Here is a 21,225-nt window from a genome sequence, read left to right on the forward strand (position 1 = left end):
GAGCAAGGAACGAACGCAACATGAGCAAGACTCTGGAAAATCAGGTCGCGCTGGTAACCGGTGCCTCGCGCGGCATCGGCCGGGCCATCGCGCTGGAACTCGCACGCCAGGGCGCCACCGTGATCGGTACGGCCACGAGCGAATCGGGCGCGGCCGGCATCGGCGAATACCTGTCGGCCGAAGGGCTGAAGGGCAATGGCGTGGTGCTGAACGTGAACGACGCCGCGCGCTGCGACGCCGTGATCGACGAGATCGTGAAGACCCACGGCGGCCTGGCAGTGCTGGTGAACAACGCCGGCATCACGCAGGACCAACTGGCCATGCGCATGAAGGACGACGACTGGACGGCCGTCATCGACACGAACCTGACGGCGGTGTTCCGCCTGGCGCGTGCCGTGCTGCGCCCGATGATGAAGGCCCGTGGCGGCCGTATCATCAACATCACGTCGGTGGTGGGCTCGACGGGCAACCCGGGCCAGATGAACTACGCGGCGGCCAAGGCCGGCGTGGAAGGCATGACCCGCGCGCTGGCCGCCGAGATCGGCAGCCGCAACGTCACGGTGAACTGCGTCGCGCCGGGTTTCATCGATACGGACATGACGAAGGTGTTGTCGGAAGAGCAGCATGCTGCCCTCAAGACGCGCATTCCGCTGGGCCGTCTGGGCCAGCCGGAAGACATCGCCAATGCGGTGGCATTCCTGGCGGGTCCGCAGGCCGCCTACATCACGGGCACTACGCTGCACGTGAACGGTGGCATGTACATGAACTAAGGATTTGGACCGGCTTCGGTTTCGAGGGAGAAGCCGAAAGAAGCCGGTTGAAGCAGTAGTTTTTCAAACCAATCGGGCGCGAATCTTGCAAAGCTTGGCAGGCGGATTTTTTGTGGTCCAAACCTGCTAAAATGCGCCCACTTTTTGTCGAACATTCCCTGGAGGGTTACATGGACAATATCGAACAACGCGTCAAGAAAATCGTGGCTGAACAGCTTGGCGTGGCCGAGGCAGACATCAAGAACGAATCGTCGTTCGTGAATGATCTCGGTGCGGACTCGCTGGACACGGTGGAACTCGTGATGGCGTTGGAAGATGAATTCGGCATGGAAATTCCGGATGAGGAAGCCGAAAAGATCACGACCGTGCAACAAGCCATCGACTACGCCACCGCGCACGTCAAGGCCTAAGCCGTCGTCATCATATTCCGAGCCACAGAAGGCGCATGGACGGGGCCGTCACGGTCCTGTCATGCCGTTTTCTGTGGCTTTCGTCTGTTCGAAGAAGCTGAACCGGATCGATCCCAAGCAGTGCGCCCCATGCCATGGTTTGACGGCAGGCGCGGCGGGATCCTGAAGTCATCCGATTCCACTTCACGCACTCGTAGGAAAATATAGTGAGCCGTCGTCGCGTCGTCGTCACTGGGCTTGGCCTTGTGTCTCCGGTCGGAAACACGGTTGCCGAAGGCTGGGCCAACCTGGTTGCCGGCAAGTCCGGCATCGCCACCATTACCAAATTCGATCACTCCGCCCTGGCTGTGCATTTCGCCGGCGAAGTGAAGGGCTTCAACGCCGAGGAATACATCCCGGCCAAGGAAGCCCGCAACATGGATACGTTTATCCATTTCGGCATCGCCGCCGGTACCCAGGCGCTGAAGGACAGCGGCCTGGAAATCACCGACGCCAATGCCGAGCGCGTGGGCGTGCTGGTCGGTTCAGGCATCGGCGGCCTGCCGATGATCGAAGACACGCAGATGACGCTGGCCAACCGTGGCCCGCGCCGCATCTCGCCGTTCTTCGTGCCGGGCTCGATCATCAACATGATCTCGGGTCACCTGTCGATCATTCACGGCCTGAAGGGGCCGAACCTGGCCGCCGTGACGGCCTGCACGACCGGCTTGCACAGCATCGGCCTGGCCGCCCGCCTGATCCAGGCTGGCGACGCTGATGTGATGGTTGCCGGCGGTGCCGAATCGACGGTGTCGCCGCTGGGCATCGGCGGTTTTGCCGCGGCCCGCGCGCTGTCGACCCGCAATGATGACCCTGCCGCCGCTTCGCGTCCGTGGGACAAGGACCGCGACGGCTTCGTGCTGGGCGAAGGCGCCGGCGTGATGGTGCTGGAAGAGTACGAATCGGCCAAGGCGCGCGGTGCGCGCATCTACGCCGAGCTGGTGGGCTTCGGCATGAGCGGCGACGCGTATCACATGACCGCGCCGAACACCGATGGCCCGCGCCGCTGCATGGTCGCCGCGCTCAAGGACGCCGGTGTGAACCCGGACGAGGTCAACTACCTCAATGCCCATGGCACGTCGACGCCGCTTGGCGACAAGAACGAGTCGGACGCCATCAAGCTGGCCCTCGGCGACGCAGCCTACAAGGTAGCCGTCAACTCGACCAAGTCGATGACCGGCCATTTGCTGGGCGGTGCCGGCGGGCTGGAATCGGTCTTCACCGTGCTGGCGATCCACAACCAGATCTCGCCGCCGACCATCAACATCCTCAACCAGGACCCCGAGTGCGACCTGGACTACGTGGCCAACACGGCACGTGAAATGAAGATCGATGTGGCCGTGAAGAACAACTTCGGCTTTGGCGGTACTAACGGCACGCTGGTTTTCCGCCGTATCTGAGCCGTATGACGCGCCCGTCCGTGGCGCGTCGCCGGGGCCCCGCCCGCGCAGCACGGCGCGCCCCGGCTTCTTCCGAGTATTCTCCCGATCGTCCCGCCGCAGCGCCGCCGGGTTGCACACGGTGCAACCGAAGTGTGCCGGCCAAGGAACCAAATTGCGTAGCCACGGTCACAGAATGCGCTTTGCGACGCCCGAGGGCGCACGGATCGTAGGTAAAATACAACGCTTGTCGTGACGACAAAACCAAGAGATACACTGCAGCAGGTGAACCATTCGTGAGCGAACGCGAAGCCGATCAGCTTCTAGTTGAACGCGTCCAGCAGGGCGACAAGAAGGCCTTTGAACTGCTGGTGGTCAAGTACCACCGCAAGATCATTCGCCTGATCTCGCGCCTTGTCCGTGACCCCGCAGAAGTGGAGGATGTGGCGCAGGATGCCTTTATCAAGGCATATCGCGCCTTGCCCCAGTTCCGGGGGGAATCCGCCTTCTACACCTGGCTGTATCGGATCGCGGTGAACACCGCCAAGAACTACCTGGCAACCCAGGGGCGCCGTCCGGAAGCGTCCAGCGATATCGATGCCGAAGAGGCTGAAACTTTTGCGGATGGTGAGCAACTAAGGGATATCAATACGCCGGAGTCCATGCTTCACACGCGCCAGGTTGCCGATACGGTGAACCGCGCCATGGAAGCATTGCCGGAAGAATTACGCACCGCCATCACGCTGCGCGAGATCGAAGGCCTCAGTTATGAGGAGATCGCGGAGGCAATGGGGTGTCCGATCGGTACGGTGCGCTCGCGGATTTTCCGGGCGCGCGAAGCGATCGCAGAAAAATTGCGGCCCCTGCTGGGAACGGCAGAGGGCAAGCGATGGTAAGTGAGAATGTCGTGCAGCCAGCGTTGCAGCCTATTCCTGCATCGATAAACGACAAGCGGTAGTGACGGGATTTATCGGTGTTCAATGGAATTTCTTGGGGTTGGAAATGGGTCAGGCTCATAAGCAGTCGGTTCATGTAATGGAAGCAGCGGAGCAGATCTCGATCCTGATGGATGGCGAGCTGCAGGCGCACGAAATCGACGCGGCACTGGATATCGCCAAGGGCGAGACCGGGATGGCCGAATGGTCGATGTATCAACTGATCGGCGACACGCTGCGTTCGGAAGAACTGACGCACGCGGGGTCGACCTCCGATTTTCTTTCCCGCTTCTCCGCGCAACTCGAATCCGAGCCGCACGTGCTCGTGCCGGCCGTGGCCGCCGCGGGCCGGCAGCGCCTGCTGGTGCGTCCGTCGTGGGTGCGCCGCGTCATGCCCGGCACCGCAATTGCCGCCGCAGTCGCGGCTGTCAGCTGGGTGGTCGTGCCGCAGATGCGCGGGCCGGGCGATACCGGCGCGCCGGATGCCATCGTGGCGCGCGTGGAACAGCAGCCGGGTAGCGCGATGAAGGCGGCTGCCTCGATCGCGCCCGCAGCGGGGGGCATCGTGACCGTGTCTGCCGACAACGCGCAGATGATCCGCGATCCGCGTCTCGACGAGTACCTGCGTGCGCACCGCACGTCTGTAGCAACGGACGCCTTTGTGCCGACCATGCGTACAGTGGCCAATGGTGCCAACTTCTCCCAGGATAATTCGCAGGAATAATGCCGGACATGCATAGAGGACGGTCGCTCGCCGATATCGCGGGCGTACACGGAAAGAAGGGCCTGCGCAGGTCCTTTTTTCTGGCCTTGTGTCTGACCGCTGCCGCAGCCACCGCGCAGCCGTCTGACAGCGCGCTGAGTCGACGCGATGCCACCGCGTGGCTCAACAAGATCCATCGCGCCGCGCAGCGCGAAAACTACGTCGGCACGCTGATCTATCAGCGCGGCAGCGTCATGCATGCCTCGCGTATCCAGCACTACAGCGACCTCGCCAACAACGAGTACGAACGGCTGGAAACGCTCGACGGCAAGCCGCGCGAGGTACTGCGCCAGAACGACGTGGTCCACAGCCTGATCCCGGAAGCGAAGCTCGTCGTGATCGAGAAGCAGGAAGCGAAGGACCGCTTCCCTGCGCTGCTCGCCACGAACAAGAGTGACGTGCTGGATCTCTACGACATGCGCAAGCTGCCCGCCGAACGTGTCGCGGGCGTCGAGTGCGAAGTCTTCGCGCTGGAGCCGCACGATGCGGCGCGCTATGCGGTGCGTCTGTGGGCGGACAAGAATTCCGGGCTGCTGATGCGTGCGCAGACGATCGGCGAGGGCGGCAAGGTGCTCGAACAGGTGGCGTTCTCGCAGGTCGACATTGGCGTGCCGTCCGACAAGCAGCGCATCCTGAACGCGATCAAGGGCGCGAATTCGTGGAATCACTACGAAGTTAGCTATCAGCCGGCCAATATCGCCGACGAAGGGTGGACGATCAACGCCCCGATCAAGGGCTTCCAGAAGATCCGCGAGGTGCGCCGCCCGCTCGGCGAGCTGCGTGCGCCGACCCAGGGTGCCAAGCCCGCCGGCGTCTTCGAAGTGCTGCAGGTCGTGTACAGCGACGGCCTGACCGGACTGTCGGTGTTTATCGAGCCGGTGTCCGAACAACGCGCCCGCCGCGAAGGCGTGGCTTCACTGGGCGCCACCCAGGTGGTGGTGCGACGGGTGTCCGACTACTGGATCACGGTGGTCGGTGAGGTGCCCGCCGCAACCGTGAAGCAGTTCGCGGCCGGCGTGGAGTACCGCCCGCCCAAGGCGGTACACTGAGCGAATCTTGGCGTGGCGGCGACGGGGCAGCGGATCCCGCGCCGGACCACCAGGCAGTGCGCTTCGCAGGCGCCCCGGCCTTGGCCTTGCCGCGAAGCATCCGTTTTCTCGCAGATTCTCCCGGGAGTTCGTCGATGATTTCCAGATCCCCCGCCCTGGCGCGGGCCATGGTCCTCGTGGCCATGCTCGTGCTTGGTCCGGCCGTTTCCGAAGTGGGCCACGCCCAGGCGGCGGCCTCGAATTACAACCTGCCCGACTTTACTGACCTCGTCGAAAAGGCCAGTCCGGCCGTGGTCAACATCCGCACCACCGAGCGGGTCCGGTCGCGGGGCGGCAATTCCCCCGAAGACGACGAGATGGCGGAGTTTTTCCGTCGGTTCTTCGGCGTGCCGATGCCCGGCCAGCCGACGCCGCCGCGCCGTGGCCAGCCGCAGACGCCGCCCCAGGGCGAGGAGCAGAGCCGCGGCGTAGGGTCGGGGTTCATCATCAGCCAGGACGGCTACGTGATGACCAACGCCCACGTGGTGGCTGACGCCGAGACGATCTATGTCACGCTGCCCGACAAGCGCGAATTCAAGGCCAAGCTGATCGGGTCCGACAAGCGCACCGACGTGGCGCTGCTCAAGATCGAAGCTACGGGCCTGCCGCGTCTGGCACTGGGCGATTCCGACAAGATCCGCCCCGGCGAATGGGTGCTGGCCATCGGCTCGCCGTTCGGCCTGGACAACAGCGTGACCGCCGGCATCGTATCGGCCAAGGGCCGTGATACGGGCGACTATCTGCCGTTCATCCAGACCGATGTGGCGGTGAACCCCGGCAATTCGGGCGGCCCGCTGATCAACCTGCGCGGCGAGGTCATCGGCATCAACTCGCAGATCTACAGCCGCAGCGGTGGCTACATGGGCATTTCGTTCGCGATTCCGATCGACGAGGCGATGCGCGTGACGGATCAACTCAAGGCGAACGGCAAGGTCACGCGTGGCCGTATTGCCGTGGCGATCAGCGACGTTTCGAAGGAAGCGGCCGATTCGCTGGGCCTGGGTCGGGCGCGGGGCGCGCTGGTGGGCAGCGTCGAGCCGGGCGGTCCGGCCGAAAAGGCGGGCATCGAGGCCGGCGACATCATCCTGAAGTTCAACGGTCGCGATATCGAGAAGGCGTCGGATCTGCCGCGCATGGTTGGCGATACCAAGCCGGGCACGCGGGTGCCGTTGCAGGTATGGCGCAAGGGCCAGACCCGCGAGGTGCAGATCATGGTTGCGGAGCTGGAACCCGACAATGCCAAGGTTGCGGCACGCAAGGGCGACCGGAAGGGCAATAGCGGCGGTGAAGACCAGCCGGCAGCCAAGCCCAATGCGCTGGGGCTGGTCGTCAACGACATCCCCGAAGCGCGCCTGCGCGAGCTCAAGGTCAAGTCCGGCGTGGAAGTGGATACGGCGGACGGTCCGGCGGCGCGTGCCGGCATCCGTCCCGGCGACATCATTCTGCGGCTGGGCGACACGGATGTGACAGGGGCGCGTCAGTTCAACGATCTGGTCAAGTCGCTGGACAAGAACCGGATGGCCGCGGTGTTCGTGCGGCGCGGCGATGCCACCCAGGTGCTGACCCTGCGTCCGAGCCAGAGCCGCTAAGCCATTGCGTGGCCATCAGGGCCGCGAGAAGGTCAACCGAAGCTCGACTGATCGCGCCGGATGCCCTCCGGCGCGATCGTTTTTTTGCCAAGGTGCAGGATCCGGCATGCCGAACTGCCCGGATTCCCGGCGCGCAAAGCCATTTCGCGCGACGGAAGTCCTTGAAAATCCGGTAAAATCGCGGATTGGCGCAAAACCGTGCGCCCCACTTTTTGCCGCGCCCGCACCGTCCTGGTATGCCGGGCCGCGCTGGCGTTTTCCAGATCACTAGATGGACCATATTCGTAATTTCTCGATCATTGCCCACATCGACCACGGCAAATCCACCCTGGCCGACCGGATCATTCAGCGCTGCGGCGGGCTGTCGGATCGGGAAATGGAAGCGCAGGTGCTCGATTCGATGGACATTGAGAAAGAGCGCGGCATCACCATCAAGGCCCAGACTGCGGCGCTCAGCTACAAGGCGCGCGACGGCAAGGTCTACAACCTGAACCTGATCGACACCCCGGGACACGTGGACTTCAGCTACGAAGTCAGCCGGTCGCTGTCGGCCTGCGAAGGCGCGCTGCTGGTCGTGGATGCGTCGCAGGGCGTGGAAGCCCAGACCGTGGCCAACTGCTACACCGCCATCGAACTCGGTGTGGAAGTGGTGCCGGTGCTCAACAAGATCGACCTGCCGCAGGCCGATCCGGACAACGCCAAGCAGGAAATCGAGGAAGTCATCGGCATCGACGCCAGCGACGCCACGCCGTGCTCGGCCAAGACCGGGCAGGGCGTGGAAGACGTGATCGAGGCGCTGATCGCCAAGGTGCCGCCGCCCAAGGGTGATGCCGACGCGCCGCTGCAGGCCCTGATCATCGATTCGTGGTTCGATAACTATGTCGGCGTCGTGATGCTGGTGCGCGTGGTCAACGGCACGCTGCGTCCCAAGGACAAGGTGCTGTTGATGGCCACGGGCTCGCAGCATCTGGTGGAACAGGTGGGCGTGTTTTCGCCGAAGTCGGTCCAGCGCGATGCGCTGACTGCCGGCGAGGTGGGCTTTGTGATCGCCGGTATCAAGGAACTGAAGGCCGCCAAGGTGGGCGATACGATCACCACCCTGGCCAAGCGTGCCCCCGAGCCGCTGCCCGGCTTCAAGGAAGTCAAGCCGCAGGTGTTCGCCGGCCTGTATCCGGTGGAAGCCAACCAGTACGAGGCGCTGCGCGAATCGCTGGAAAAGCTGCGCCTGAACGACGCGTCGCTGCAATTCGAGCCGGAAGTGTCGCAGGCGCTGGGCTTCGGCTTCCGCTGCGGCTTCCTGGGCCTGCTGCACATGGAAATCGTGCAGGAGCGCCTGGAACGCGAATTCGACATGGACCTGATCACGACCGCGCCGACCGTGGTCTACCAGGTGCAGCAGCGCGACGGCACGATGGTCACCGTCGAGAATCCGGCCAAGATGCCCGATCCGAGCAAGATCGAGGCAATCCTGGAGCCGATTGTCACGGTGAACCTGTATATGCCCCAGGATTATGTGGGCTCGGTGATCACGCTGTGCACGCAGAAGCGCGGCTCGCAGATCAACATGAGCTATCACGGCAAGCAGGTGCAGCTCACGTATGAAATTCCGATGGCGGAAATCGTCATGGATTTCTTCGACCGCCTGAAGTCGGTGTCGCGCGGTTACGCGTCGATGGATTACGAATTCAAGGAATATCGTCCGTCGGACGTGGTCAAGGTGGATATCCTGATCAACGGCGACAAGGTGGACGCGCTGTCGGTGATCGTTCACCGCTCGAATTCGCAATATCGCGGGCGCGAGGTGGCTGCCAAGATGCGCGAAATCATTCCGCGCCAGATGTACGACGTGGCCATCCAGGCCGCGATTGGCGCGAATATCATCGCGCGCGAAAACGTCAAGGCGCTGCGCAAGAACGTGCTGGCCAAGTGCTACGGCGGCGATATTTCGCGGAAGAAGAAGCTGCTCGAAAAGCAGAAGGCGGGCAAGAAGCGCATGAAGCAGGTGGGCACCGTGGAAATCCCCCAGGAGGCATTCCTGGCGATTCTGCAGGTGGACGAAAAGTAAGTCCCTGCGCCCTGGCGATAGCAAGCCGGCGATACCAACAAAATCGACATCACTCCAAGCCGTCATGAATTTCGCACTGATCCTTTTTGTGCTGGTGGTCATTACGGGCATTGCCTGGGTCGCGGACAAGCTCGTATTCGAGCGTCAACGCCGCAGCGTCACGCAACTGGCGCTGGCCGAATTCGACGCCCAGCGCCAGCACATGCAGGCCGTGCCGGCCGGCACGGAGCTTGACCGCTCGCGCGCGAAGCTGGCCGAAGAGAAAATGCGCCAGCCGTGGTGGCTCGAATATTCGGCGAGTTTCTTCCCGGTGATCCTGGCGGTATTCGTACTGCGGTCGTTTGTCGTGGAGCCGTTCAAGATCCCGTCCGGGTCGATGATTCCCACGCTGCTGATCGGCGACTTCATCCTGGTGAACAAGTACGACTACGGTATTCGGCTGCCGGTGGTGAACAAGAAAATCGTCGACGTGGGCGAGCCGCAACGCGGCGATGTCATGGTGTTCCGCTATCCGAAGGACGAGTCGCTTGACTACATCAAGCGCGTGATCGGCGTGCCGGGCGACGTGGTGCGTTACGAAAACAAGAAACTGACCATCAATGGCAAGCCGGCCGAATACAGCGCACTGCCCGACTATCTCGACGAGGAGCGTCTGGCATATTCGAAGCATTTCACCGAAAAGCTGCCGGGCGGCCCCGAACATGGCATTCTGAACGACACGGACCGGCCTGCCTTTGTGGCCGGCGCCGATCCGGATTTTCCGTTCCGCGAGAACTGCACTTACAATCAGCAGGGACTGACATGTAAAGTGCCGGACGGTCACTATTTCGTCATGGGGGATAACCGTGACAACAGCCTGGATTCCCGATACTGGGGCTTCGTACCCGACAAGAATATCGTCGGCAAGGCCTTCATGATCTGGATGAATCTGGGCAATTTCGGGCGCGTAGGGTCGTTCAAATAAGCCGTTCACGGCACTACGCAGCGCAAAACACTCAATATAGAGGACAGCGCGATGGGTCAGATGGTTTTGGGTAAAAGGGGGAAAGTCCGCGTATTTGTGATTCATAAATCACGCGGATTTTCGTTGGGATCGATGCTTGTGGTGGTGGCGCTGGTGTTGGCGATAGCGTTGCCGGCATTGAAGTCGATTCCCAGCATGCTGGAATATTTCTCGGTCAAGCGGGCGACCAGCTACGCCAAGGACCGGTCGAGCAACCGCAAGGACGTAGCGGCCAACTTCGACAAGCAGGCCCAGATCGACAATATCAGTTCGATCCGCGGCGACGATCTGGACGTGAACGAGGACGAATCCGGGCGTATTCGCTCGATCGGCTTCGAATACCGGACCGAAGTGAAGATCTATGGTCCGTTGAGTTTTTTGATTACCTATTCGGGAACGCAGTAAAGACATGACCCTCGACGCCTTGCAGCAACGTCTCGGCTACCGATTCAGCAAGCCCGAATTGCTGCAGCAGGCGCTCACGCATCGCAGTCATAGCGCACAGCACAACGAACGCCTGGAATTTCTTGGCGATTCGGTGCTGAACTGTGCGGTGGCGGACATGCTGTATGGCATGTTCGGCAAGCTGGACGAAGGCGATCTGTCGCGGGTACGCGCCAATCTGGTCAAGCAGCAGGCGCTGTACGAGATCGCCCAGATGCTGCAGTTGTCGGACGCGTTGCGCCTGGGCGAAGGCGAACTCAAGAGCGGCGGATTCCGCCGCCCGTCGATTCTGGCGGACGCGCTCGAGGCCATCGTCGGTGCCGTATTCCTCGATAGCGGGTTCGACGCCGCCCGGGCGTTGATCCGCAAGCTGTATATCCCGATTCTGGAGCAGGTGGACCCGCGCACGCTGGGCAAGGATGCCAAGACGCTGCTCCAGGAGTACCTGCAGGGTCACAAGATTGCCCTGCCGCAGTACAACGTCATTGCCACGCACGGTGCGGCGCACAGCCAGCAATTTGAAGTCGAATGCATCGTGCCTAAACTGGAGGTGCGCGTGTTCGGCACCGGCGCGTCGCGCCGTGCGGCAGAACAGGCGGCGGCCAAGCTCGCGCTGGACGAAGTCCAGAAGCTCGTGCCCCAGTTGCTCAAGCGCAGCCGTGCCGAGCGAACAGGCAAGACACGCAAGCAGCCGGTGCCACCGGATCCCCAGTTGTCTCTCAGGTTGAAGGAATGACCGATTCTCTCCCTCCGCAGCAGGCTGCGGCGGAACCCTCTGGTGCCACGGCATTTCGCTGCGGCACCGTGGCCATCGTTGGCCGCCCGAACGTGGGCAAGTCCACGCTGATGAACGCGCTGGTCGGCCAGAAGATCAGCATCACGTCCCGCAAGGCGCAGACCACGCGGCATCGGATCGTCGGTATTCAGACCACCGATGATACGCAGTACGTGTTCGCCGATACCCCGGGTTTCCAGACGCGCCATGCCAGCGCCTTGAACCGTTCGCTGAACCGCGCGGTGACTTCGACGTTGTCGTCGGTGGATGTGGTGCTGTTCGTCGTAGAAGCCGGCTATTTCGGCCCCGATGACGAAAAGGTGCTGGCGCTGCTGCCGAAGAACGTGCCGGTGCTGCTGGTGTGCAACAAGCTCGACCGCATCGGCGAAGGCCGGTCGGAAGTGATGATGCCGTTCCTGGAACAGATGGGGCAGCGTTTTCCGTTCACGGAAGTGGTGCCGATGTCCGCCAAGACGCGCGACCACATCGACCGCCTGCTGGCCATCATCCGGCCCTACCTGCCGGAAGGCGAGCCGATGTACGACGTGGATGCGATGACCGACCGCAGCGAGCGGTTCCTGGCATCGGAAATCATCCGCGAGAAGGTGTTCCGCTGGACCGGCGACGAGCTGCCGTACACCAGCACCGTCGTCATCGACAAGTTCGAGACGGAAGGGCGGCTGCGTCGCATTTTCGCCACGATTCTGGTTGAGCGCGACGCGCACAAGGCCATGATCATTGGCAACAAGGGCAGCAAGCTCAAGCAGATCTCCACCGAGGCGCGCCTCGACATGGAGAAGCTGTTCGACGGCAAGGTCTACCTGGAAATGTGGATTAAGGTCAAGAGCGGCTGGGCCGACAACGAAGCCGGATTGCGCGCCTACGGCTACGAGTGAGCAAGATGCCTGACGTGCGCCGCGGCGCGCCGCGTGCGCGCAGTGCCGATCCGATTGCCGAGGAGGCCGCCGAGGTGCTGGAGTCGGGCGCCATTCCCGCGCTGAGCCCGGCGGTGGCCGCCGGGCGCGAAATGATGGACCGCGCGATGCGCATCGTGCCGGCGCGCTCGGAGTTGCGCGTCACCAACGAGGCGGGGTTCGTGCTGCATGCCTATCCCTATCGCGAAACCAGCCTGATCCTCGACGTCTTCACGCGCGATCACGGGCGCATGGCGATGGTCGCCAAGGGCGCCAAGCGCCCGCATTCGGCGTTGCGCGCCGTGCTGCAGCATTTCCATCCCATTTCGTTGTCGTGGACGGGGCGCGGCGAGGTCAAGACGCTGACCAAGGCCGAGTACATGGGCGGCATGCTGCCGCTGGCCGGCGATGGGCTGCTGTCGGGCTTCTATTTGAATGAATTGCTGTTGCGATTCTGCCCGCGCGAGGATGCGCATCCTGCGCTGTTCAAGCACTACATGATCACGCTGACGCGGCTGGCGCATGGCGAGCCGGCCAGCCTGGTGCTGCGCGGCTTCGAGCGCGTGCTGCTGCAGGAGACCGGCTTCGCGGTGGCGTTCGATCAATGCATCAAGACGGGCGAGCGCGTGCAGCCGGGCCTTGATTATGTCTACCAGCCGGAGCGTGGCGTACGGCGCGCGCATGCCAGCGATCCGTCGACCTGGCCCGTGGTGTCGGGGCAGACGCTGCTGGACATGGCGCAGGACGACTACGCGCGCGCACAAACCGTTACGCAAAGCCGCGCGCTGATGCGGTTCCTGCTGCATTATTATCTACAGGGCGAGCCGCTGAAAACGCGCCAGATCCTGATCGATCTGCAGTACCTTTGATTCCCCATTCCCTCTGAGCAAGCCGGCATGATCTTCCACGCGAATCCCGGGGTCATCGACCTCGGCGTCAACATCGATCACGTTGCCACGCTGCGCAATGCGCGCGGCACCGTCTATCCGGACCCGATCCAGGCCGCGCTGCAGGCCGAAGAAGCCGGCGCCGACCTGATTACGCTGCACCTGCGCGAAGACCGCCGCCATATCCGCGATGCCGACGTGCGTGCGCTGCGTCCGAAGCTGGCCACGCGCATGAACCTCGAGTGCGCCATTACTGCCGAAATGCTCGACATCGCGTGCGAGATTCAGCCGCAGGACGTGTGCCTGGTGCCGGAGAAGCGCGAGGAAGTGACCACCGAAGGCGGCCTCGACGTGGCCGGCCATTTCGAGCAGGTCAGCGCGGCGTGCCGCCAGCTGGCCGATGCCGGCATCCGCGTGTCGCTGTTCATCGACGCGGACCCCGACCAGATTGCCGCCGCCGCCGCGTGCAAGGCGCCGGTGATTGAAATCCATACCGGCGCCTATGCCGATGCCCACACGGCCGAGGCGCAGGAAGCGGAGTTCCAGCGCGTGGCGCAGGGCGTGACGGCTGGCCAGAAGCACGGCCTGATCGTCAACGCTGGCCACGGCCTGCATTACACGAACGTGCAACGCATCGCGGCACTGCCGGGCATCAAGGAGCTGAACATCGGCCACGCCATCGTGGCGCACGCGGTGTTCGTCGGCTGGCAAAATGCCGTGCGCGAGATGAAGGCCATCATGGTGGCGGCGCGGCTGGGTACCCGTTATCCCGTGCCGGGGCAGCCGGCGTGATCTACGGCGTCGGCACCGACATCATCCAGATTGATCGCGTGCAAGGCGTGATGGATCGCACGCGCGGCCGGTTTGCCGAAAAGGTACTGGGGCCGCGTGAATTGAAGATCTATCACGCGCGCAAGGTGCGCTCCGAAAAGCGTGGTCTGGCGTTCCTTGCCACGCGCTTTGCCGCCAAGGAAGCCTTTTCGAAGGCCATCGGGCTCGGCATGCGCTGGCCGATGACCTGGCGCGCGATGGAATTGCTGAACCTGCCGTCTGGCGAGCCCACCCCGCAATGCACGGGCGAGCTGGCCGAGTGGGTTCGGGAACGCGGCCTGACCATTCGGGTCAGTGTCAGCGATGAACATGAGTATGCGGTCGCCTTCGCGATCGCGGAGCGGACGGGGCAGCCCGGTCCGCTGCCTGAACCAGCCTCGAACTGAACCGATATGAACAATAAAGTGTCCGGCAAGCGTCCGGGTCCCGTGGTGCTCGACGTGGTGGGCAAGCAGCTCAATGCCGAAGACGAGCGCCGCATCGCGCATCCCCTGACCGGTGGCGTGATCCTGTTCGCGCGCAATTTCGAGTCGCGCGCGCAGCTGGTGTCGTTGACGCGTGCGATCCGCAATGTGCGCGACGATGTGCTGATCTGCATCGACCATGAAGGCGGCCGCGTGCAGCGCGCGAAGACCGACGGCTTCACGCACCTGCCGGCCATGGCCAGACTGGGCCAGCTGTGGGACCGCGATGTGCTGATGGCCACCAAGGCGGCCATCGCCTCCGGCTATGTGCTGGCGGCCGAGCTGCGCGCCTGCGATATCGACCTGAGCTTCACGCCGGTGCTGGACCTGGACTTCGGCCGCAGCGGCGTGATCGGCGACCGCGCCTTCCATGCCGATCCGCGCGTGGTCACGATGCTGGCCAACCACCTGACGCACGGCCTGCTGCTGGCCGGCATGGCCAACTGCGGCAAGCATTTTCCGGGTCATGGCTACGTGGAGGCCGATTCCCATGTGGCGGTGCCCGTCGACGAGCGCCCGCTCGACGAGATCCTGGCGCACGATGCGCGCCCGTATGACTGGATGGGGCCGGCGCTGGCCTCGGTGATGCCGGCACACGTGATCTATCCCAAGGTGGACCCGGCGCCGGCAGGATTTTCGCGCTTCTGGCTCCAGGACGTGCTGCGCACGCAGCTGGGTTTCGAAGGCGTGATTTTCAGCGACGACCTCAGCATGGAGGGCGCCAGCGTTGCCGGTACCGTCACGCAGGGCGCCAGGGCTGCGCTCGATGCCGGTTGTGACATGGTCTTGATCTGCAACAACCCGGAAATGGCCGATCAGCTATTGTCGGAACTCGACACGTCGATGTCGAAGACGTCGCAGCGGCGTATTCGCAAGCTGTTTGGCCGCCGCAAGCCGCTGGACTGGAACAAGCTCCAGCAGGAAGGCGAGTACCGAGCCGCGCTGCGTCTGCTGAAGGACCTGGATCTGGTCAAGTAAGGATTGGGCCGGCCGCCGGCCGCGGCGGACGACAAAAAGGGCAGCCGAAGCTGCCCTTTCTCTATCGCGTGGCGCCGTGAAGCTTAGTTGGCGCGGCTGCGGTATTCGCCGGTACGCGTGTCGATTTCGATCTTGTCGCCGATGTTGCAGAACAGCGGCACTTGCAGTTCGAAGCCGGTGTTGATCTTGGCACCCTTGAGCACCTTGCCCGACGAGGTGTCGCCCTTGACGGCCGGTTCCGTGTAGATGATCTCGCGGACCAGCGTCGTCGGCATTTCCACCGAGATTGCCTTGTCGTTGTAGAACACCACTTCAACGGCCATGCCGTCTTCGAGGTAGTTCAGCGCGTCGCCCATGCTGTCCTTCTCGACTTCGTACTGGTTGAAGTCGCCATCCATGAACACGTACATCGGGTCGGCGAAGTACGAGAACGTGCATTCGCGGCGCTCCAGCACCACCACTTCGAACTTGTCGTCGGCCTTGAACACCGACTCGCCCGGGGCGTCCGTCAGCAGGTTCTTGTACTTCATCTTGACAACAGCGGCGTTACGGCCCGACTTGTTGTACTCGGCCTTCTGAACCACCATCGGGTCGGAACCGATCATGAACACGTTGCCGACGCGGAGTTCCTGTGCGATTTTCATCTGAACTGTCTTCCTGAAAAAAATGGTCCGGGCGCAAGGTAGGGGGAGCACCCGGAATTCGGTATGGCGAAGGCGCGCAGCCGGCAGTTTGTTCTTGGGCCTTGAAACTTGGCTCGCCATCAAAATCAACCGGCTATTTTACCTGATTTTCGCTAAAGGCCACGAGATTCGCTGCGAGGTCGCCCAAGTGCTGCAACTGCCGCTGCCAGCGGTCCATGCCGGCGGTCAGGGCGGGCAGATGTGCCTGCAGCGCCGCCCAGTCCGGCGCCGTGCCGTAGCCGTTCCACGCATGGGAGAAGGCGATCAGCGCGGCGGATGCCTCGGGCGCCACCCCAGCCCGCGCAAAACGGGTCAGCCAGGCATCGAGCTTGATGTGGTGCGCTTGGTCGTCCTGCGGGTAGATATGCCAGATCATCGGGCGGGCGGCCCAGTGGGCGCGCACGCAGGAATCCTCGCCGCGCACGAAGTTGACGTCGCAAGCCCAGAGCAGTTCGTCATAGTGCTCCTGACGCACGAACGGGATGCCATGGACGACAAGATTGCCGCGATGGTGCGTGGTACCCGGCGGCGCCGCCGCGCCCAGCCATTGGCCGATCTGTGTGGCGGCCAGCCCCTGGGGCACGAAGCATTCGATCGGCGTGGCACCGTCGCGCCATTGGTCGAGCAGGGCGGGCATGGCCGGATTCTCATAGGCGAACAGGCTGGCCCGCAGCGCCCCCGGCGTGGGCTGCACGCCGAGCCGGTGCCACAGCGTGGCCTGCGCGGCCGGGCTGGTGCGGAAGGCATCGCGTGAAGCACCGATCATCGATTCGCGCAACAGGCCGCCCGTACCCCGCGCAAAGCCCGGAAAGAAGAAATATTTGGTCAGCGGCAGGCGCGGATGGGGCGACGCCATCGCGTGGTGCTCGCTGACCCAGTCCTCGGCGCTCAGGTATTCCAGATTGATCCAGACCGGCTTGCGCGGCGCGGCGGCCATGGCGGCCAGGAACGACTCGGGCAGATGGCAGGCGAACGCCTCGATCACCACGTCGTGCGGCGCGGGGGCATCGAACGGGGCGTCCGGCTGCGGCGCCCAGCGCCGCACTTCCACACCGGCCAGGCGCTGATGCGTGGCGGCCGGGTCGATTTCCGGTGCCAGCCGGGCAAAGCTGGCCAGGTCATCCACCCAGAGCCGGACCGCATGGCCGTGCTCCTGTGCCAGCTGGCGCGCCAGCCGCCAGCAAACGCCGATGTCGCCGAAGTTGTCGATGATCGTGCAGAAAATGTCCCAGGAACGGATAGGCATGACGCGGAGGGTTTGGCGAAGATACGACGAGGACGCAACGAAGGACGCGGCGAGGGCGGCCGGCGGCCACGAAGTCTTCCGGACGAATTGCTCTAAACTTGCGATTCTAGGCCAGCGCCCCGTGTGGGCGCATGGATGGCGCACCGATGGCGCCCCTTATTCGTTCAATCCGCCCGCGATGCCCGAGCAGGAACCCGTCCCCCAGACCGACCCCGTGATATCCGAATCCGAAGCCGCCCCGACCGAGGTGCAGGCTCCGGAGCCCCCCGATGTGCCGGACTTCGATCCGCGTCCGATCCTGGCGCGGATGCCCGGGCTGCCCGGCGTCTATCGATATTTCGATGCCGATGGCAATGTGCTCTATGTGGGCAAGGCGCGCGACCTGAAGAAGCGCGTATCGAGCTATTTCAACAAGACGCTGTTGTCGCCGCGTATTGCCATGATGGTGGGCAAGATCGCGCGAATCGAAACGACTGTCGTGCGGACCGAAGCCGAGGCGCTGCTGCTTGAGAACAATCTCATCAAGGCGCTGGCGCCGCGCTACAACATCCTGTTTCGCGACGACAAGTCGTATCCGTTCCTGAAGCTGACCGGCCACAAGTTTCCGCGCATGGCGTATTACCGGGGCGCGACCGACCGCAAGCACCAGTACTTCGGTCCGTTCCCGAGTGCGCATGCCGTGCGCGAGAGCATGCAGATCCTGCAGAAGGTGTTCCAGTTGCGCACCTGCGAGGACACGGTGTTCAACAATCGCACGCGGCCGTGCCTGCTGCATCAGATCCATCGTTGCACCGCGCCCTGTGTGAACGCGATTTCGCAGGAAGACTATGCCCGGGACGTGGGCAACGCCGCGAGCTTCCTGCAGGGCCGCGAGACCGAGGTGCTCGCGGGTCTGCAGCAGAAGATGGAGTCGCATGCGATGCAGTTGCAGTTCGAGCAGGCCGCCGCCGTGCGTGACCAGATTGGCGCGTTGTCGACGGTACTGAAGCGGCAAGCCGTGGAAGAAGTCGGCCAGGCGCGCGATATCGACGTGCTGGCCGTGGCCGTGCAGGGCGGCCGCGCGTGCGTGAACCTGGCCATGGTGCGCGGCGGACGGCATCTGGGCGACAAGGCCTACTTCCCTGCCCATGCCGATGAAGCGGCAATGATCGTCGAAGAGAGCGACGACACCAGCGAGGCATCGGAAACATCCGAGGCGCCCCCCGGTGAGGCTGCAGCCGGAGCCGCGCCTGCGGCCGACGCGGGCCCGTTGTCGGTCGATCGCATTGCCGCGCGCGTGCTGTCCGCCTTCATGATCCAGCACTATCTCGATCAGGCGCCCCCGCCGATCATCGTGGTCAGCCATCTGCCGGCCGACGGCGCGGTGGTCGAGGCGCTGTCGATGCAGGCCGGCCGCAAGGTGGCGCTGGTGCGGCAGCCCCAGGGGCAGCGCAAGGTGTGGCTGGAGATGGCTGCGCAGGGCGCGGGCCTGGCGCTGGCCAGGCGCCTGGCCGAGCAGGGCAGCCAGGAGGCCCGCACGCGCGCGCTGGCCGAGACCATCGGCCTGGACATGGAGGGCCTGGCCATGCTGCGTATCGAGTGCTTCGATATCAGCCACACGGCAGGCGAGGCCACACAGGCGTCGTGCGTGGTGTTTCATCACCATGAGATGCAGAACAGCGAGTACCGGCGCTTCAATATCACCGATATCACGCCCGGCGACGACTACGCCGCCATGCGTCAGGTGCTGACGCGCCGCTACCAGAAGCTGGTCGAGCAGATTCAGGAGGATGGCGGCGATCCGAACGCCGCCGGCGCCAAGGGCGTGCCCCGCATGCCGCGCGTGGTGCTGATTGATGGCGGCAAGGGCCAGGTCGAGGTGGCGCGGCAGGTGTTCGAGGAACTGGGGCTCGATATTGGCCTGCTGGTCGGGGTGGCCAAGGGCGAAGGGCGCAAGGTGGGGCTGGAGACGCTGGTATTTGCCGACGGGCGTCCGTCGCTGGAACTGGGGCAGGGTAGCGCTGCCCTGATGCTGGTGGCGCAGATCCGCGACGAGGCGCACCGCTTTGCAATCACCGGCATGCGCGCCAAGCGGGCCAAGGCGCGCACCACGTCGCGGCTCGAGGAGATCGAAGGCGTGGGCGCACGCCGCCGCCAGAAGCTGCTGACGCGATTTGGCGGCCTGCGCGGCGTAATGGCGGCCAGCATCGACGAACTTGCCAGCGTGGAAGGCATTTCTCGCACGCTGGCCGAGGAAATCTACCGGCAACTGCACTGAGACCCGTCCCTGGCAGGTATTGGGCGGCTTTCGGCCCGAAATTAGCGGGTTGGGGTCGAAATCGGCGACAATCGCGCAATCCGCCTTGGCGACCACATCGCAGACCAGCCAGATTCTGGCGCACGAACGCACCGTCCATGCCACTGAATATTCCCATCCTGCTGACCTGGCTTCGCGTGGCCATGATCCCGCTTGTCGTCGGGGTCTATTACCTGCCCGAGGCCTGGCTGCCGATGCATACCAAGAACGTGACGGCGGCGTCGTTCTTCATCATCGCGGCGGTCACGGACTGGCTGGACGGCTTTCTGGCGCGGCGCTGGAACCAGACCTCGGCCTTCGGCGCCTTCCTGGACCCGGTGGCCGACAAGCTGATGGTCACGGCGGCGCTGCTGTCGCTGCTGGCCCTGGGCCGCGTGGCCGACCTGATCGCACTGGTCATCATCGGCCGCGAGATCACGATTTCGGCCCTGCGTGAATGGATGGCGCAGATCGGGGCGTCGAAGAGCGTGGCCGTGAACTTCCTGGGCAAGCTGAAGACCACCGTGCAGATGATCGCCATCCCGCTGCTGCTGTTCAACGACACGCTGTTCGGCCTGGATGCGTCGCTGCTGGGTACGCTGATGATCTACGTGGCGGCTGTGCTCACGCTGTGGTCGATGATCTACTACATGAAGCTCGCGTGGCCCCAGATCCGCGAGCGCAGCGATGCGTTGAGCGGGGCGCGGACACAAAAATGAAATTCCCTGCAAAAAGTTGTTGACGAGCCGGTTCTCTCTTTGCAATAATCTCGTTCTCGCTGCTGACGACGCAAACGAAAGCAGCAAGATAAGCGGTACTTAGCGCGAATTGCCGGCATAAAGCTGCGTAGTTAAAAGAAGTTGCGCGATAGTCTGCTTTTCGGTATGATGCAGGGCCCTGCGGGAGTAGCTCAGTTGGTAGAGCGCAACCTTGCCAAGGTTGAGGTCGCGAGTTCGAGACTCGTCTCCCGCTCCAGGTTAATGGCATCCGGTGACATGGCGATGTTGGTCAGGTCGGCGGAACGGCAGCGCAAGCTGCCACGGCAGTAAAAGTTGTACGGTTGTACGCGGGAGTAGCTCAGTTGGTAGAGCGCAACCTTGCCAAGGTTGAGGTCGCGAGTTCGAGACTCGTCTCCCGCTCCAATCCCAAAGGGAAGCAACGCTTCCCTTTTTCTTTAGCGGGGTTGCATCCCCGTCGCGGTGTCGGCAGTCACGACGCTCGCGGCGAATCCGGATACAATCCAGCATCGTCACCTGGCGGGGTGGCAGAGTGGTTATGCAGCGGCCTGCAAAGCCGTGTACGCCGGTTCGATTCCGACCTCCGCCTCCAGTTGCAAGCCGACGGCGCCCATGTGGCGCCGTTGTGTTTTTCAGCGCCGGCATTCGCCGAACTTCCCCAGTTTTTTGCGATTCCTCTCATCTTGAGCGGGGTGGCTCGCGTGTTACATTACGTCATGCCGTACGCATCCGGGACGGCGCCTGGCGTGGCAAGCCACCTCGCGTAGTCGTATTCCGATGCACTCCCTCCCGCCGCGGCGCATGGCGAAATTGCGATGCACCCGCGGTCTGCGGCCGCTCTTCCCGTACCACCAGCAACGATCCAGGTTCTCCCCTGTCCGCGACATGCCGCTGCGCATGCTGCGCCGGCGGGATGGCGCGTTGGCGCGACGGTGGTGCATCCCGATGAT

General features: G+C 63.5%; 20 protein-coding genes and 3 tRNA genes. 21 read left to right on the forward strand and 2 right to left on the reverse strand.

The genetic code is table 11. The features are described from left to right. Nucleotides 1–20: 20 nt before the first annotated feature. The 16 genes from fabG to nagZ all read left to right on the forward strand — a co-directional run bounded on the left by fabG (nucleotide 21) and on the right by nagZ (nucleotide 15,334). Nucleotides 21–770: a 3-oxoacyl-ACP reductase FabG gene (gene fabG / locus AC3G88_RS03185; protein ID WP_488770465.1), complete on the forward strand. Its 750-nt coding sequence runs from the start codon at nucleotides 21–23 to the stop codon at nucleotides 768–770. 170 nt (nucleotides 771–940) lie between these two features. Next, nucleotides 941–1,180, forward strand: coding sequence for an acyl carrier protein (acpP, locus tag AC3G88_RS03190; protein ID WP_008644813.1), 240 nt, complete (start codon nucleotides 941–943; stop codon nucleotides 1,178–1,180). A gap of 206 nt (nucleotides 1,181–1,386) precedes the next feature. Then, the gene (gene fabF, locus AC3G88_RS03195) at nucleotides 1,387–2,619 is read left to right on the forward strand and encodes a beta-ketoacyl-ACP synthase II (RefSeq protein WP_488770464.1); all 1,233 of its coding nucleotides are present in this window, start codon (nucleotides 1,387–1,389) and stop codon (nucleotides 2,617–2,619) included. Between the two features lie 275 nt (nucleotides 2,620–2,894). Next, nucleotides 2,895–3,494, forward strand: coding sequence for an RNA polymerase sigma factor RpoE (gene rpoE / locus AC3G88_RS03200; protein ID WP_092594264.1), 600 nt, complete (start codon nucleotides 2,895–2,897; stop codon nucleotides 3,492–3,494). Nucleotides 3,495–3,600: 106 nt separating this feature from the next. Further along, nucleotides 3,601–4,257, forward strand: a complete 657-nt coding sequence (locus AC3G88_RS03205; RefSeq protein WP_488770776.1) for a sigma-E factor negative regulatory protein — start codon at nucleotides 3,601–3,603, stop codon at nucleotides 4,255–4,257. 8 nt (nucleotides 4,258–4,265) lie between these two features. Beyond that, the gene (locus AC3G88_RS03210; protein ID WP_487523623.1) at nucleotides 4,266–5,345 is read left to right on the forward strand and encodes a MucB/RseB C-terminal domain-containing protein; all 1,080 of its coding nucleotides are present in this window, start codon (nucleotides 4,266–4,268) and stop codon (nucleotides 5,343–5,345) included. Nucleotides 5,346–5,479: 134 nt separating this feature from the next. Then, a complete protein-coding gene (locus AC3G88_RS03215) occupies nucleotides 5,480–6,973 on the forward strand; it encodes a DegQ family serine endoprotease (protein ID WP_153945417.1) in 1,494 nt (497 codons plus the stop codon). Nucleotides 6,974–7,244: 271 nt separating this feature from the next. Then, entirely contained in the window at nucleotides 7,245–9,038 is a 1,794-nt protein-coding gene (lepA, locus tag AC3G88_RS03220; RefSeq protein ID WP_092594261.1) for a translation elongation factor 4, read from the forward strand. A 64-nt stretch (nucleotides 9,039–9,102) separates the two neighbouring features. Further along, nucleotides 9,103–10,002, forward strand: coding sequence for a signal peptidase I (gene lepB / locus AC3G88_RS03225; RefSeq protein WP_400393646.1), 900 nt, complete (start codon nucleotides 9,103–9,105; stop codon nucleotides 10,000–10,002). Nucleotides 10,003–10,134: 132 nt separating this feature from the next. Next, the gene (locus AC3G88_RS03230; protein WP_488770775.1) at nucleotides 10,135–10,446 is read left to right on the forward strand and encodes a DUF4845 domain-containing protein; all 312 of its coding nucleotides are present in this window, start codon (nucleotides 10,135–10,137) and stop codon (nucleotides 10,444–10,446) included. Between the two features lie 4 nt (nucleotides 10,447–10,450). Beyond that, nucleotides 10,451–11,221 (forward strand): ribonuclease III, encoded by a 771-nt coding sequence (rnc, locus tag AC3G88_RS03235; protein ID WP_092594258.1) that lies wholly within the window; start codon nucleotides 10,451–10,453, stop codon nucleotides 11,219–11,221. Next, on the forward strand, nucleotides 11,218–12,156 hold the full coding sequence (era, locus tag AC3G88_RS03240) for a GTPase Era (RefSeq protein WP_488770463.1): 939 nt from the start codon (nucleotides 11,218–11,220) through the stop codon (nucleotides 12,154–12,156). The genes rnc and era overlap by 4 nt, the downstream gene beginning before the upstream one ends. A 5-nt stretch (nucleotides 12,157–12,161) precedes the next feature. Next, nucleotides 12,162–13,043 (forward strand): DNA repair protein RecO, encoded by an 882-nt coding sequence (gene recO, locus AC3G88_RS03245; RefSeq protein ID WP_488770462.1) that lies wholly within the window; start codon nucleotides 12,162–12,164, stop codon nucleotides 13,041–13,043. A 27-nt stretch (nucleotides 13,044–13,070) separates the two neighbouring features. Continuing rightward, the gene (pdxJ, locus tag AC3G88_RS03250) at nucleotides 13,071–13,853 is read left to right on the forward strand and encodes a pyridoxine 5'-phosphate synthase (protein WP_488770461.1); all 783 of its coding nucleotides are present in this window, start codon (nucleotides 13,071–13,073) and stop codon (nucleotides 13,851–13,853) included. After that, complete coding sequence (acpS, locus tag AC3G88_RS03255; protein ID WP_400393651.1) at nucleotides 13,850–14,278, forward strand: holo-ACP synthase; 429 nt, start codon at nucleotides 13,850–13,852, stop codon at nucleotides 14,276–14,278. The genes pdxJ and acpS overlap by 4 nt, the downstream gene beginning before the upstream one ends. 6 nt (nucleotides 14,279–14,284) lie before the next feature. Then, nucleotides 14,285–15,334 carry a beta-N-acetylhexosaminidase gene (gene nagZ, locus AC3G88_RS03260; protein WP_488893107.1) on the forward strand — a complete coding sequence of 350 codons (1,050 nt, stop codon included), beginning with the start codon at nucleotides 14,285–14,287 and terminating at the stop codon, nucleotides 15,332–15,334. 83 nt (nucleotides 15,335–15,417) lie between these two features. Here the strand turns inward: nagZ and efp are convergent, their stop codons facing one another. Continuing rightward, nucleotides 15,418–15,978 (reverse strand): elongation factor P, encoded by a 561-nt coding sequence (gene efp, locus AC3G88_RS03265; RefSeq protein ID WP_400393655.1) that lies wholly within the window; start codon nucleotides 15,976–15,978, stop codon nucleotides 15,418–15,420. 133 nt (nucleotides 15,979–16,111) lie between these two features. Beyond that, the gene (earP, locus tag AC3G88_RS03270; protein ID WP_488893108.1) at nucleotides 16,112–17,263 is read right to left on the reverse strand and encodes an elongation factor P maturation arginine rhamnosyltransferase EarP; all 1,152 of its coding nucleotides are present in this window, start codon (nucleotides 17,261–17,263) and stop codon (nucleotides 16,112–16,114) included. A gap of 178 nt (nucleotides 17,264–17,441) precedes the next feature. Between earP and uvrC the strand changes: the two genes are divergently transcribed. From uvrC to AC3G88_RS03295, 5 genes are all read left to right on the forward strand, one after another. Continuing rightward, a complete protein-coding gene (uvrC, locus tag AC3G88_RS03275; RefSeq protein WP_488893152.1) occupies nucleotides 17,442–19,520 on the forward strand; it encodes an excinuclease ABC subunit UvrC in 2,079 nt (692 codons plus the stop codon). Nucleotides 19,521–19,657: 137 nt separating this feature from the next. Beyond that, nucleotides 19,658–20,257 (forward strand): CDP-diacylglycerol--glycerol-3-phosphate 3-phosphatidyltransferase, encoded by a 600-nt coding sequence (pgsA, locus tag AC3G88_RS03280; protein WP_066730959.1) that lies wholly within the window; start codon nucleotides 19,658–19,660, stop codon nucleotides 20,255–20,257. A 180-nt stretch (nucleotides 20,258–20,437) separates the two neighbouring features. Beyond that, nucleotides 20,438–20,513, forward strand: a tRNA-Gly gene (locus tag AC3G88_RS03285). A 91-nt stretch (nucleotides 20,514–20,604) separates the two neighbouring features. Continuing rightward, a tRNA-Gly gene (locus AC3G88_RS03290) sits at nucleotides 20,605–20,680 on the forward strand. Nucleotides 20,681–20,793: 113 nt separating this feature from the next. Next, nucleotides 20,794–20,867 (forward strand) — tRNA-Cys (locus tag AC3G88_RS03295). Nucleotides 20,868–21,225: the final 358 nt, after the last annotated feature.

The organism is Cupriavidus sp. 86D6 (assembly GCF_057815095.1).